The organism is Microbispora sp. H10830 (assembly GCF_014161375.1).
Taxonomy (GTDB): Bacteria; Actinomycetota; Actinomycetes; order Streptosporangiales; family Streptosporangiaceae; genus Microbispora; species Microbispora catharanthi.
Map to the genome: position 1 here is coordinate 408717 of NZ_JABBWX010000006.1, position 12133 is coordinate 420849.

Annotated in this window: 13 protein-coding genes; 7 read left to right on the top strand and 6 right to left on the bottom strand. The window is 72.3% G+C overall.

The genetic code is table 11. The features are described from left to right. Positions 1 to 37 precede the first annotated feature (37 nt). On the top strand, positions 38 to 445 hold the full coding sequence (locus tag HHX35_RS18650; protein ID WP_182900039.1) for a hypothetical protein: 408 nt from the start codon (positions 38 to 40) through the stop codon (positions 443 to 445). Positions 446 to 461: 16 nt separating this feature from the next. On the opposite strand, the gene HHX35_RS18655 is transcribed toward HHX35_RS18650, so the two are convergent. Further along, positions 462 to 1805, bottom strand: coding sequence for an AarF/ABC1/UbiB kinase family protein (locus tag HHX35_RS18655; protein ID WP_182900040.1), 1344 nt, complete (start codon positions 1803 to 1805; stop codon positions 462 to 464). Positions 1806 to 2003: 198 nt separating this feature from the next. Continuing rightward, positions 2004 to 3041, bottom strand: coding sequence for a nitrilase family protein (locus HHX35_RS18660; protein WP_220505564.1), 1038 nt, complete (start codon positions 3039 to 3041; stop codon positions 2004 to 2006). A gap of 93 nt (positions 3042 to 3134) precedes the next feature. On the opposite strand from HHX35_RS18660, the gene HHX35_RS18665 reads away from it, so the two are divergent. After that, a complete protein-coding gene (locus HHX35_RS18665; RefSeq protein WP_182900041.1) occupies positions 3135 to 4016 on the top strand; it encodes a LysR family transcriptional regulator in 882 nt (293 codons plus the stop codon). 9 nt (positions 4017 to 4025) lie between these two features. On the opposite strand, the gene HHX35_RS18670 is transcribed toward HHX35_RS18665, so the two are convergent. Further along, complete coding sequence (locus HHX35_RS18670) at positions 4026 to 5114, bottom strand: ThiF family adenylyltransferase (RefSeq protein WP_182900042.1); 1089 nt, start codon at positions 5112 to 5114, stop codon at positions 4026 to 4028. A gap of 200 nt (positions 5115 to 5314) precedes the next feature. Between HHX35_RS18670 and HHX35_RS18675 the strand changes: the two genes are divergently transcribed. Further along, a complete protein-coding gene (locus HHX35_RS18675) occupies positions 5315 to 5830 on the top strand; it encodes a M48 family metallopeptidase (RefSeq protein ID WP_182900043.1) in 516 nt (171 codons plus the stop codon). Then, positions 5827 to 6402 carry a hypothetical protein gene (locus HHX35_RS18680; protein ID WP_139579243.1) on the top strand — a complete coding sequence of 192 codons (576 nt, stop codon included), beginning with the start codon at positions 5827 to 5829 and terminating at the stop codon, positions 6400 to 6402. The genes HHX35_RS18675 and HHX35_RS18680 overlap by 4 nt, the downstream gene beginning before the upstream one ends. 7 nt (positions 6403 to 6409) lie before the next feature. Here the strand turns inward: HHX35_RS18680 and HHX35_RS18685 are convergent, their stop codons facing one another. The 3 genes from HHX35_RS18685 to HHX35_RS18695 all read right to left on the bottom strand — a co-directional run bounded on the left by HHX35_RS18685 (position 6410) and on the right by HHX35_RS18695 (position 9345). Further along, positions 6410 to 7417 (bottom strand): endonuclease/exonuclease/phosphatase family protein, encoded by a 1008-nt coding sequence (locus HHX35_RS18685; protein WP_182900044.1) that lies wholly within the window; start codon positions 7415 to 7417, stop codon positions 6410 to 6412. 78 nt (positions 7418 to 7495) lie between these two features. Further along, on the bottom strand, positions 7496 to 8038 hold the full coding sequence (locus tag HHX35_RS18690; protein ID WP_182900045.1) for an NUDIX hydrolase: 543 nt from the start codon (positions 8036 to 8038) through the stop codon (positions 7496 to 7498). 41 nt (positions 8039 to 8079) lie between these two features. Next, complete coding sequence (locus tag HHX35_RS18695) at positions 8080 to 9345, bottom strand: zinc-dependent metalloprotease (protein WP_396780361.1); 1266 nt, start codon at positions 9343 to 9345, stop codon at positions 8080 to 8082. A gap of 82 nt (positions 9346 to 9427) precedes the next feature. Here HHX35_RS18695 and HHX35_RS18700 point away from each other — a divergent pair, with 82 nt between their 5' ends. Genes HHX35_RS18700 through HHX35_RS18710 form a run of 3 tightly spaced genes read left to right on the top strand, consistent with a single transcriptional unit; the run spans position 9428 to position 12041 of the window. Continuing rightward, positions 9428 to 10498 carry an NAD-dependent epimerase/dehydratase family protein gene (locus HHX35_RS18700; RefSeq protein ID WP_240809349.1) on the top strand — a complete coding sequence of 357 codons (1071 nt, stop codon included), beginning with the start codon at positions 9428 to 9430 and terminating at the stop codon, positions 10496 to 10498. A 27-nt stretch (positions 10499 to 10525) separates the two neighbouring features. Further along, positions 10526 to 10951, top strand: coding sequence for a molybdenum cofactor biosynthesis protein MoaE (locus tag HHX35_RS18705; protein WP_139579239.1), 426 nt, complete (start codon positions 10526 to 10528; stop codon positions 10949 to 10951). A 43-nt stretch (positions 10952 to 10994) separates the two neighbouring features. Then, positions 10995 to 12041, top strand: coding sequence for a PDZ domain-containing protein (locus HHX35_RS18710; RefSeq protein ID WP_139579238.1), 1047 nt, complete (start codon positions 10995 to 10997; stop codon positions 12039 to 12041). Positions 12042 to 12133: the final 92 nt, after the last annotated feature.

The window sequence follows — 12133 nt, forward strand, 5'->3', positions numbered from 1 at the left end:
CAGGCGAAGCGGTGCACGAGCGGTGGGTGGGACTTCGATGGACGACCGGACGTCAGGCGCGCTTGATCTCGTGGCGGGTGCGCGACGGCTCGCCGTCGCCGCGCTCGTCATCGGACTGTGGGGTTCGGTCATCCCGGGGGCCGAGGCGGCGCCGATTCGCCACGGTCACGGCGACGGTCACGGCGACGGAGCGACCCAGGTCACCGGGGGCACCAACACCGCGAACTCGCCCACGATCAAGAGCCCGCCCAAGCAGATATCGGGGGGCCGGCGCAACGTGAACGCCCCCGCAGCCAACAGCGCCGTCACGTTCGCGGGCATCCAGCAGGTGTCGAGCGTCAGCGTCTTCACCAACACCCTCAACGGCAACTGCAAGAGAGGGATCAACCGCTGCGTCATCAACCAGAATCTCCGGACGGTCGAGAGCAGGGGCGGCCGCCGCTAGCCCGGAGTGTGCCGGCTCAGGTCAGGGCGAGCGCGCTGTCCTCGGACTCGCCCGTCTCGTCGGCGAAGCCGGGGACCCAGCGCACCACCTCGTCGCGGAAGCGGGCGGTGGCGCCGAGCTGGCACAGCACGCCGACGCCGGCCGCGTGCACGCGGTGGATCAGCACGTACGACGCGGGCAGGTTGAGCTGGCGGACCACGTTGTTCGGCCGCAGGTCGGCCACGGTCGCCGCCTGCTCCCGCAGCCATTCCCTGCTGAAGGCGAACTCCTCGACCCGGGTCGGCTCGACGTACGGCGCGAGGAAGGCCCGCAGGGCGTCGACGTCCACCTCGATGTGCGGGCGGATGAACCCCTCCGCACGCAGCCCGTGCACGACCGCGTCCATGTCGCCCTGGTTGAAGATGCGCGTGAGCCTGCCGAAGGCGACGGGGTAGCCGTCGGGCATGCGGTTGACCGCCCCGAAGTCCAGCACGCCGAGCCGCCCGTCCTCCGTCAGCCAGAAGTTGCCGGGGTGGGGGTCGGCGTGCAGCATCCCGACCCGGGCCGGAGAGCAGAACAGGAAGCGGACGAACAGCAGGCCGGCGTGGTTGCGCTCCTCCTGCGTGCCGTCGGCGATGATCCTGGAGAGCGGGGTGCCCGTCATCCACTCGGAGACGAGGATCTGCTCGTTGGCCGCGATCACGGCGGGCACGTGGAAGTCGGGGTCGTCGCGGAACTCCTCGGCGAACGCGTGCTGGGCCTCGGCCTCCTTGAGGTAGTCGAGCTCCTCGGCCACCCGCTCCTTCAGCTCGGCCAGCACCGGCTTGATGTCCAGTCCGGGCAGCAGCGCGCCGAAGAGCTTGCCGAGCCGCGCGAGCTGGTTGAAGTCGGAGATCAGGGCCTTGCCCGCCCCCGGATACTGGATCTTCACGGCGACCGGGCGGCCGTCGTGCCACACGGCGCGGTGCACCTGCCCGATCGACGCCGCGGCGCTCGGCCGGTCGTCGAACTCCAGGAAGTTCTCCCGCCAGTCGTCGCCCAGCTGCTCGGTCAGGACCCGGTGGACGGTGGCGGCCGGAAGCGGCGGCGCGGCGTCCTGCAGGCGGGTCAGCGTCGCCCGGTACGGCCCGGCGATCTCGGGCGGCAGCGCGGCCTCGAAGATCGACAGGGCCTGGCCGAGCTTCATGGCCCCGCCCTTGAGCTCGCCGAGCACCTTGAAGATCTGGTCGGCCGTGCGCTGCTGGATCTCCCGGGCGACGATCTCCGCGGAGGTGCCACCGAGCCGCCTGCCCAGTCCGAGCGCGGTGCGGCCGGCGAACCCGAGGGGGAGTGTCGCGAGCTTTGCCGAGCGGGTCACGGCACGGTGGGGAAGGTCACTCACACGACCCATTGTCGGCGATGAAGGGTGCTATCGACCACAATTTCCGATCGGGTGGCCGCCCCGGCTCCGGCGGTCGCGAGCCTCTCGGGGAAATACGCCGCCTATGACATTGGTCACACCAGCGCTGTCGTTACGGGAGTGTCCGCCGGTGAAAGGATCGACGGGCCGTACGGCGGCGTGCCCGGCACGCGAGCCGGGTCAGGCGGAACCGGGCCGGTCCGTACGTCCGGGGGTGCGCGTGACCGGCACGGGCTCCACGGCGAACCGGGCGGTTCGGGGGTCCCGCTCGTCCCCGAAGCGCCGGGTGAGAATGCCGTACAGCTCCGGCCGTCGTCCCTGCAGCCACCGACGGCCGGTCGACAGCGGCAGCGACTCGAGATCGAGATCGGCGACGACCATGTCGTCGGCGGCGGCCCAGGTCTCCGCGACGACCCTGCCGTACGGGTCGAGGATCATGGCGTTGCCTGTGCGGACCTCGTCGTCGTCCTGGCCGACCCCGTTGCTGAACAGGATGAACAGGCCGTTGTCGTGGGCGCGCGCGGGCAGCCACCGCATCAGCCACTCGCGTCCGTTCGGCCCGCGCAACTCGGCGTCGATCGCCTCGGGATCGCTGAGCCTGCGCCGCCACAGCTCCGCCGGGATCGGCCGCATGCCGTGGGGGCTGCGGGAGGCGGTGCCGCCGGTCTGGTGCGGCGCGAGCAGCACCGAGGCGCCCATCAGCGCGGTCGCCCGTACGTTCTCCACGAGGTTGTTGTCCCAGCAGATGAGGACGCCCGCGCGGAAGCCCCAGGGCGTGTCGAAGACGGTGTAGGAGTCACCGCTGCCGATGGCCTCGTGCTCGAACGCATGCAGCTTCCGGTGGCGGTGGACACGCCCGTCCGGGAGGCAGACCGCGTAGCTGTTGAACAGCCGGCCCTCCTCGTCGATCTCCAGGAAGCCCGCGCCCACCGCCATGCCGTGCTCGACCGCCAGGGCGCGCACGAAGCCGACCGATGGTCCTGTCAGTGGCTCGGCCAGCTCCCGCAGCCGCTCGGCGGTATGCCGGCGCAGGTGCCAGTAGCCGAGCACGCACATCTCAGGAAAGGTGACGATCTTCACCCCGTCGGCTGCGGCTGAGCGGACGAAGTGCTCGATCCTGCTCAGGTTGTAGGCCTTGTCGTCGGGCCGGTGCTCGAACTGCACGCTCGCGCACCGCATCGCCTTCGTGGCCGCGCCGTCCTCCATGACCTGTCTCATCTCGTCCTCCTGATCGTCTCGGGACCACCAGGACATCGCAGACCGCTTCGATGCGTCCAATGAATGTTCATCGCACTTCCATAGAATCCGGGAATGGATCTGGGCCTGCTCCGCGCGTTCGTCACACTCGCCGCGCACCGCAACTACGGCCGTGCGGCGCGGGATCTCTCGGTGACACAGCCCACCTTGACCAAGCAGATCCAGTCGCTGGAGGCGCGGGTCGGCGGCAGGCTGTTCCACCGGGGCCGGCACGGGGCCGTGCTGACGGATCTCGGCGTCCTCCTGCTGCCGGACGCGCACGATCTGCTGCGCCGGGCCGACGCCCTGTCCGCCCGGATGGCCGGCATGGCCCATGGTGAGCTCGGGAGGCTGGCGGTCGGCTTCGGCCTGTCGAGCATCGACCTGGCCCCTCGCGCGGTCGCGGCCTTCCGGCGCCGCTATTCCGAGGTGCGCGTGACCCTGGAGGACATGTCCTCGCAGGCCCAGGTCGAGCGGCTCGAAACGGGCGAGCTCGACGTCGGTTTCGTCCGGCTCCCCGTCGCCGACGAGTGGGAGCATCTGACAGTCGGCACCGACCGGCTCGCGATCGCCGCGACCGACCGGCACGGTCCTCCGCCTCCCGCTGCCGCGGATCTCCCCGCGTGGGCCGCAGCGCACGGCGTCGTACGGCTGGCCGCGGCCAGGGGGCCGGGGCTCGATCGTCAGGTCGACCGGCTCCGCACCGTCGTGGGCGCCCTCCCGGACGTGGTGCAGGAGGCGCACGACCTGCAGACCGTGCTGGCCCTGGTCGCGGCGGGAGTCGGTGTGGCGTTCGTGCCGGCCGGCGCCGCCCGCATCGCGCCGCCGACGGTGACGATCACTCCGATCGACCACCCGGTCGCGGTCTGGCGGATCGGCGCCGTCTGGAGCGGAAGGCGTCGCACCGCCGTGATCCGCAACTTCCTGGAGGTGGTCCGGGACATCCGCGCCGTCTGAGAGGCCGGTTCACGCGGCCTGGCCGGGAGCTCGCGGCGCGATCACGGCGGCGTCGGCCAGGTCGCTCCGGACGCAGCCGCAGTCGGGATGCGGCTCGCGGGCGCGATGCCGCCAGCGCCATCCGGGCGACACTTCCAGCAGGCCGTCGGGCACGCGTCCCTCGTCGAGATAGGCCAGAGCCTGACCCGCCGCCTGCGCGGCGACCAGGCAGGACAGCACCACGTCGCAGGCGATCTCGCCCGCGGGGTAACCCCCGAGCCGGGCGCCCACGAGCGGCCAGGAAGGGTCCCGGTCGCGGCGGGTGAGATCGAGGCAGCGCAGGCAGGGGGTGAGCCCCGGGACGACGAAGGGCCCCACCGAGCCGTGTCCCTCGAAGGCGCAGACCAGCAGGTGCGCCACGCCCTCGGCGACGATCTCGTGGACCAGCGTGGCGTCGAGCGGATCGGCGGGCGCGAGGATCACGAGGTCGGGGCGCACCCCGCCGTCGGACAGGCGGGAGGCGGCTCGTCCGGGCCAGGCGTTGACGGCGGGGGAGATCCGCCGGGCCGCGAGCACGGCGGCCTCCTCGCGGGTCATCCCGGTCTCCGCGCGGCCGAGCCCGCCGGGGACCACGTCGCCCGCGGTGGCCGTGCCGGGATCGACCACGCAGATGTGGCCCACTCCGGCCGCGGCGAGCAGGGTGACGATCCGGGCGCCGACCCGGCCGGCGCCGTACACGCGGACCCGGGCCGCCCTCCGCGCCGACAGGGCGCCCATGCCGCCGTCGGTGGAGGTCAGCGACAGCCTGTCCAGCTCGGGGCGGAGGCGGTCGCGCTCGGCCGGCGGCAGGTCGGCGAGGGGTTCCGGCCGGGTCGCGGCGTCCTCGATCAGGCCGTGCGCGGCGAGCCGGGCGACCACCTCCTGGGCGGACGCCTCGTCGAGGCCGCTGCCGGCCACCGCCTGATGGAGGGTGCGGGTGCCGTCCAGGCCGTCGATCAGGCGGCGTACGGGCGGCTCGACGCCGGTCAGCACGACGGCACGCAGCGGATGGACACCGAACTGCAGCGTGCGGCCGTCTCGTTCGACCCGGCGCAGCACGGGCTTGAGGCGAGGTCTCATAATCGCCAGACCTTGCCATACGCCGGAAAGCCCCGGCGTCGGAACCAGCGGGGCTGTGGATAATTACCGGGGTGATCGTGGTTGGTGAATATCCGCAACCCCGTAGTTTTCACGCCCGCAAGGTCACGTTCGCCCGATTGACCAGGGAGAACGTGTACCACCCCCTGTGGAATTCGGCGCGTGTCGGCTACCTTTCATATGTGCCCCCCGAGACAGTCGAGGTTCGTCGGAGCGCACGACGGCGGCGAACCGTTTCCGCGTACCGCGATGGAGACAAGACCATCGTGTTGCTTCCGGCTGGTCTGAGCACGACCGACGAGGAGCAGTGGGTACGCCGCATGCTCGACCGCCTTGCGGCGAAGGAGCAGCGAAGACGCCCGAGCGACGACGACCTGCTCGAACGGGCGGCGGAGCTGTCGGCGCGCTATCTGGACGGAAAGGCCCTGCCGACCAGTGTGCGCTGGGTGGAGAACCAGCTCCACAGGTGGGGCTCGTGCACCCCCGACCACGGCACGATCAGGCTGTCGGTCCGGCTGCGGGGCATGCCGGCCTGGGTCGTCGACTACGTCATCATGCACGAGCTCGTCCACCTGCTCGTGCCGAGTCACGGCCCGCGCTTCTGGGCCCTCGTGGAGCGCTACCCACGGGCGGAACGTGCCAGGGGCTTCCTGGAGGGCTTCTCGATGGCGGCCAACGGCTCCCCGGAGGAGTGTTGACCCGGGTCGCCGCGGTGCTGGTCACGCCGGGCATGGCGGAGGCGGCTCCGCCCGGCGTGGACCCGGCCGAGTTCCTGACGGCGATGGCCGAGGACACCTACGAGATGGTCGCCGGGCTCGAACTGGTGCGCCCGGTGATCCTTTCGGCCGGCGTGCCGGGGCTCGAGGACATCGCCTGGCCGGGCACGCCCGTCCTGCCGATCGCCTCACCCGCCGACGCCTTCGCCGCGCTGCCTCAGGAGGAGGAGGGCGTGATCGTGAGCGCCGACGCCCCCGACCTGCCGCCGCTGCTGATCGGAAAGCTCTTCCGGGAACTCGGACGGGCGCACCTCGCGGTCTGCCCGGCCGAGGGCGGCGGCGCCGTCGCCGTGGCGGCGCGCCTGCCGGTCCCCGAGTGGGCCGCGCCCGATTTCGACGAACCCGACGTCGTCGCGGCGATGCGCCGCCGGGCGCCGGGTCCCCGCATGGTCGCCACCGGTCCCGGCTGGCACCGGCTCAGGAAACCGCAGGACGTGGCCCGCCTCGACCCCGGCCTCGAGGGCTGGGACAACACCCGGGCTCTGCTGACCTGAGTAGGGGTCACAGGCTTGCGGGCAGGCGAAGCTCGGCGAAGAACGCCCGGTGGTCGCTGCCCGGGACCCTGTGAACGCTTGTCTTCACCGCCGACGCCCGCTGGTCGTACAGCACGTGGTCGATGGTGATCAACGGCGGGTACCGCCTGTCGGCCGGCCAGGTGGTGGTCAGGCCGTCGCCGGTCGCGTCGGCCGCGTCCGCGTAGCCCCGCCCGAGCACCGCGCGCAGGGCCGCGTGATCGAGGCTCGCGTTGAAGTCGCCGGCCAGGACGCGTACGACGCCGGGGGACGCGGCCGGGAGCGCCGCCAGCTCAGCGGCCCACTGGGCCACGTCATGACCGTTCAGCGGGGCGAGCGTGTGCACGTCGACGATCTCCACGGGCGGTCCGGACGGCAGGGTGAGCCGGGCTCTCGGCATGTTGTGGCCGCCCTCGGGCACGAAGTCGGGCGCTTCGGTCAGGGGGTGGCGGGCGTAGATCCCGCTGCCCGAGGGCCCGGGCCCGTCCTCCAGGTGCCGGTACGGCAGCAGCCTCGCCACGCCCGCCGCGTCCAGCGCCTCGACGGCCTCGGGGGTGAGTTCCTGGGTGTTGAGCACGTCCGGTTCGAGCCTGCGTACGAGGTCCACCACGGTCGCGGCGTCGCCCGCGCCGAAGAAGAGGTTGACCGTCAGGATCCGCAGCGACGGCCCGGTGGCCGTGGGGGCCGAGCCGGCCGCGCGGGGCAGCACCACGGCCGCCAGGAGGGCCGACGCGGCCACCGCCACCGTGATCACGGCCGCGCGGCGGGCGGCCAGTGCGATCAGCACCGCCAGGAGCGACGCGGCCGCGACGTACGGTGTGCCCGTCATCAACGCGACGCCCACTCCCCAGAGGCGAGCGACGCTGTCGATTCCGGCGAGCCGGGCCGCCGCCCAGACCGTGAACGGCGCCACCGCGATCCACGCCAGGAGCGGGGAGACCCGGAGCCTACGCCGCGGGGGAGAGACGATCTCACCGCCCACGTCAACCTTGGTCATGTGGCGACACTAGCCACCGGATGTGAAGCGCGGTGTAAGGGAGACGTGCGCGAACCGTGCAGAAGTACCGTGCAGAAGTCAGGCGCGGCACAGCGACCGGGCGCGGCGGGCGAGCCGCCGCGTGGCCTCGTCGCTCAGCTCCGGGATCTCCTCCACCGGGAACCAGCGCAGGTCGAGGGACTCGTCGCTGATCACCGCCTCGGCCCCCGGCGGCGCGACCGCGCCGTACTCGACGTCGAGATGCCAGCTGTGCGGCGGGTGGCACCAGACCTTGTGCCGGTCGAGGGCGAGCGGCCCGTCCAGCAGGGTCAGCCCGGGGATGCCCGACTCCTCGGTGGCCTCGCGCAGGGCGACCTGCGCGAGCGTCGTGTCGGACGCCTCGCAGTGCCCGCCCATGGGCAGCCACATCCCGGCCTTGGGGTGCAGGGTCAGCAGCACCCGTTCGCCGTCGTGCGACAGGACGGCCGTCGTCGCCGTGAGGTGACCGGGAGCGCACTCGCGCCACATCGCGTCCTCGTGGCCGCGCAGGTGCGTCAGGAACTCCTCGCGGAGCCGCTCCTCCTCGGGGGTGGGCGCGACCCATCCGCCCAGTACGGCTTGCGCGTCACGATGCAGGCTCACCGGCGCAGCCTACCGACAGCCGGCGAGCCTCGCGGCCGGTGCTACTCGCCGGTCTCTCCGTCGGAGCCGGGCTCCTTGGGCTCTTCCAGCGCCGACAGGTCGAACTCGGCCTCGCCCTTCACGAACGACTCGGGGTTGTCCAGGTCGTCCGCGGTGGGCATCAGGTCGGGGTGACCCCAGACGGCGTCCCTGCCCTCGACCCCGCGCTCGTCGCCCAGAACCTTCCACAGGGCGGCCGCCTCACGCAGCCGTCTCGGGCGCAGCTCAAGGCCCACCAGCGTGGCGAAGGTCCGCTCGGCCGGGCCGCCCGTGGCACGGCGGCGCCGTACGGTCTCGGCCAGCGCCGCGGCGGACGGGAGCTTGCCCTCGGCGGCGGCGTCGACCACCGTGGCCACCCAGCCCTCGACCAGCGCGAGCGCGGTCTCCAGCCGGGTGAGCGCGGCCTTCTGCCGCTCGGTCTCCTCGGGCTTGAGCAGCTCGCCGCCGCCCAGGACCTCCTGGATCCGCTCGGGGTCGCTGAGGTCGAGCCCCTGGAGCTTGTCCTGCAGGGCGGACACGTCCACCGTGATGCCCTGGGCGTACTCCTCGACCGCGCCGAGCAGGTGCGCCCGCAGCCACGGCACGTGCTGGAAGAGCCGGTGGTGCGCCGCCTCGCGCAGCGCGAGGTAGAGGCGGATCTCGTCCGAGGGCGTCTCCAGGCCGCTGCTGAAGGCGGCGACGCCTCCGGGCAGCAGGGCGGCGGTGTCCGACAGGGGCAGGCCGATGTCGGAGGAGCCGACCACCTCACGGGCGAGCGAGCCGAGTGCCTGGCCGATCTGCTGGCCGACCATCATGCTGCCCATCTGCCTGAGCATGCCCATGAGCGGCCCGGCCATGGCCTGCGCCTCGGGCGGCAGGCCCGCCCCGCCGAGCGTGCCGCCCATCGTCTCCACCATCTGGGCGGCGACGGGATCGCACAGCTGCTTCCAGACCGGGATCGTCTTCTCGATCCACTCCGACCGGCTCCAGGCCTGCGGGGTTGTCACGCCGCTCGGCAGCGTGGTCACCTCGTTGAGCCACAGGTCGGCCAGGTTGAGGGCCTCGACGATCTGACGTCGCTCGCCCTCCATGACGCTCGGATCGCCCTCGGCGACCACGGCGTGCCGTGCGATGTTCTTCGCCATGTCCCAGTTGACGGGCCCGGCCTCCGGTGAGGCGGACAGCATGTCGGCGAACTGCCGCATGGCCGCGGCGATCTGCTCCGGGCTGCCGAACATGGCGAACGGATTGTCGTTGGGGTCGTTTTCGCGACCTGGCAGGTCAGTCACCGCGCCACCTCGTGCAGGATGGAGGAGTCCACATCCGCCACGTTAGCCGCCGTGGGGCGGATCAGTGCAAAGTGAGGACCTCGTGCCTACCTCGAAACGCCTGCGTCCCCCCGTCGTCGCCGTCACCGGCGCCGCCTCCGGTCTCGGCCGGGCGTTCCTCGCGAAGGTGGCCTCGTCTGCGGATTTCCGCCGCGTGGTGGCCATCGACGAGCAGCGCGGCGACGTCCCTGACGTCACCTGGCGGGTCCTCGACATTCGTGATCCGCTCTTGGCGAACCGGATCTCCGATGTGGACGTCCTGGTGCATCTCGGCACGGACGAGTCGCTCGACACCGATCACGCCGAGCGCCGCCGCTACAACCTGCGCGCCGCCCAGACCGTGCTCACGGCCTGCGCCGCGGCCCGGGTGCGGCGGGTCGTGCTGGTGACGAGCGCGATGGTGTACGGCGCCGCCGCCGACAATCCGGTGCCCCTGCCCGAGGACGCCCCGGTCGCGGCCGAGCCCGACACCGGCCTGGTGGGCGATCACCTGGAGATCGAGGCCCTGGTGCGGCGGTCGCTGCGGGCGCATCCCGGCCTGGAGGTGACCGTGCTGCGGCCCGCCGCCCTGGTCGGTCCGGGCGTCGACACCGTCATCACCCGCCACTTCGAGGCGCCGCGGCTGCTGGTGGTGAAGGGCTGCCTGCCGCGCTGGCAGTTCTGCCACGTCGACGACCTGGTGTCCGCGCTGGAGGCCGCCGCCCTGGGCAAGGTCGGCGGAGTCGTGGCGGTCGGCTCCGAGGGCTGGCTGGAGATGGAGCAGGTGGAGGAGATCTCCGGCCTGAAGCGGTTCGAGCTGCCGGCCGGCGTGACGTTCGGCACGGCGCAGCGGCTGCACCGGCTCGGCATCACGCCGACCGCCGCGACCGACCTGCACTACGTGGTCTATCCCTGGGTGGTCGACGGCGTGGCGCTGCGGGAGGCGGGCTGGAAGCCGGCCTGGACCAACGAGGCCGCGCTGCGGGAACTGCTCGAACTGTGCGAGGGCAGGCACGCGGTCGTCGGCCGCCGCCTGTCGGGCAAGGAGGCCACGATCACCGCCGCGGGCGCGACCGTCGCGGTCATCGGCACGGCCGCGATCGTCCGCGCCGCTCGCCGCAAGCGCCGCACCTGATCGGGCTCAGGCGTTAACCTCGGGGACGTGGACGTCATCCGATTGCTGGGCATCCGCGACACCCCGTTGTCCGTGGACGAGGTGCTGGGCGCGGTGGAGGACCATGCCGCCGGCGGCACGGCGGTCTTCGTCGGCACCGTACGCGAGCAGGACGGCGGCAGGCCGGTGACGCTCCTGTCGTACTCGGCGCACCCGTCCGCCGAGGAGCACCTGCGCAGGGTCGCGGAGAAGGTGGCGGCCGACCACCAGGTGACGGCGCTGGCGGCCGTCCACAGGGTGGGCGACCTACGCCTGGGGGAGATCGCCGTCGTCGTGGCGGCCGCCTGCCCCCACCGCGGCGAGGCGTTCGAGGCCTGTCGCAGGCTCATCGACGACCTCAAGCACGAGGTGCCCATCTGGAAGCACCAGGTGTTCGCCGACGGAGACGCCGAATGGGTCGGCGCCTGCGACTAGCGCCCGCGAAATGTCCGGAGCCCGGAACGCATAGAGTTCGTCCATGTCCCGACGCGCTCTGACCCTGCTGGTCGCGGGTTTCCTCGCGCTCGCGTTGGCCGTGATCGGCGCCATGCTGCCGGTGCCGTACGTCGTGCTGAGCCCCGGCCCCACCGAGAACACGATCGGGGACGTCAAGGGCAAACCGGTCATCACGATCTCGGGCCACCAGACCTATCCCACACAGGGCAGGCTGAGCCTGGTCACCGTCGCCTATCAGGGCGGGCCCGACAACCGTCTCGACCTGCTCACCGCGCTGCGCGGCTGGCTCGATCCGACGGTCGCCGTGGTGCCGGAGGAGACGCTGTTCCCGAAGTCCACCTCGGCCCAGCAGGTCGAGGAGCAGAACACACAGGAGATGACCGACTCGCAGCAGTCGGCCACCGCCGCCGCGCTGAACGCCCTCAAGGTCCCCATCGAGAAGGTGGTCACGGTCGCAGAGACCGACAAGGGGGCGCCGGCCGACGGGAAGCTCAAGCCGGGCGACGAGATCACGGCGGTGGACGGCACGACGGTGGGCGAGCTCGCGTCCGTCGCGGCGTCTGTGCAGAGCCGCAAGCCCGGCGAGCAGGTGACGTTCACGGTCAGGCGCGCCGGCACATCGACGCAGGTGCAGGTCGGCACCGTGGCGGGCAAGGACGGCAAGGCCAAGGTCGGCGTCCAGATGCGGTCGGGCTACCGGTTCCCGTTCACGGTCGACATCAGCGTCGGCGAGGTCGGCGGGCCGAGCGCGGGCCTGATGTTCTCGCTGGGCATCTACGACAAGCTGACGCCGGGGGCGCTCACCGGAGGCATGTCGGTCGCGGGCACCGGGACGATCGACCCGGCCGGACAGGTCGGCCCGATCGGCGGCATCGAGCAGAAGATGGTCGGCGCGCGCCGGGCGGGCGCGACGGTCTTCCTGACGCCCGCGGGCAACTGCGCCGACGCCGTCAAGGCCGTGCCCGCCGGGCTGCGCCTGGTGCGGGTCGAGACGCTGGACGGCGCGATCAAGGCGATCGACGCCCTGCGCGATCACTCGGGCGAGGTCCCCGCCTGCCCGGCCGGCTGAGCGTACGCCAGGGGCACGGGGGCCGTGACCTGCCCGTCTTTGAGGCCGGGGGGCGTCGTGAGAACGATCAGATCTGTTACCACGACCACGCC

Bases quoted from the DNA above. Each gene is read 5' to 3' on its own strand.
- HHX35_RS18685 (WP_182900044.1), bottom strand. From the start codon at position 7,417: ATGACCAAGGTTGACGTGGGCGGTGAGATCGTCTCTCCCCCGCGGCGT.
- HHX35_RS18660 (WP_220505564.1), bottom strand. From the start codon at position 3,041: ATGAGACAGGTCATGGAGGACGGCGCGGCCACGAAGGCGATGCGGTGC.
- HHX35_RS18650 (WP_182900039.1), top strand. From the start codon at position 38: ATGGACGACCGGACGTCAGGCGCGCTTGATCTCGTGGCGGGTGCGCGA.
- HHX35_RS18665 (WP_182900041.1), top strand. From the start codon at position 3,135: ATGGATCTGGGCCTGCTCCGCGCGTTCGTCACACTCGCCGCGCACCGC.
- HHX35_RS18670 (WP_182900042.1), bottom strand. From the start codon at position 5,114: ATGAGACCTCGCCTCAAGCCCGTGCTGCGCCGGGTCGAACGAGACGGC.
- HHX35_RS18710 (WP_139579238.1), top strand. From the start codon at position 10,995: ATGTCCCGACGCGCTCTGACCCTGCTGGTCGCGGGTTTCCTCGCGCTC.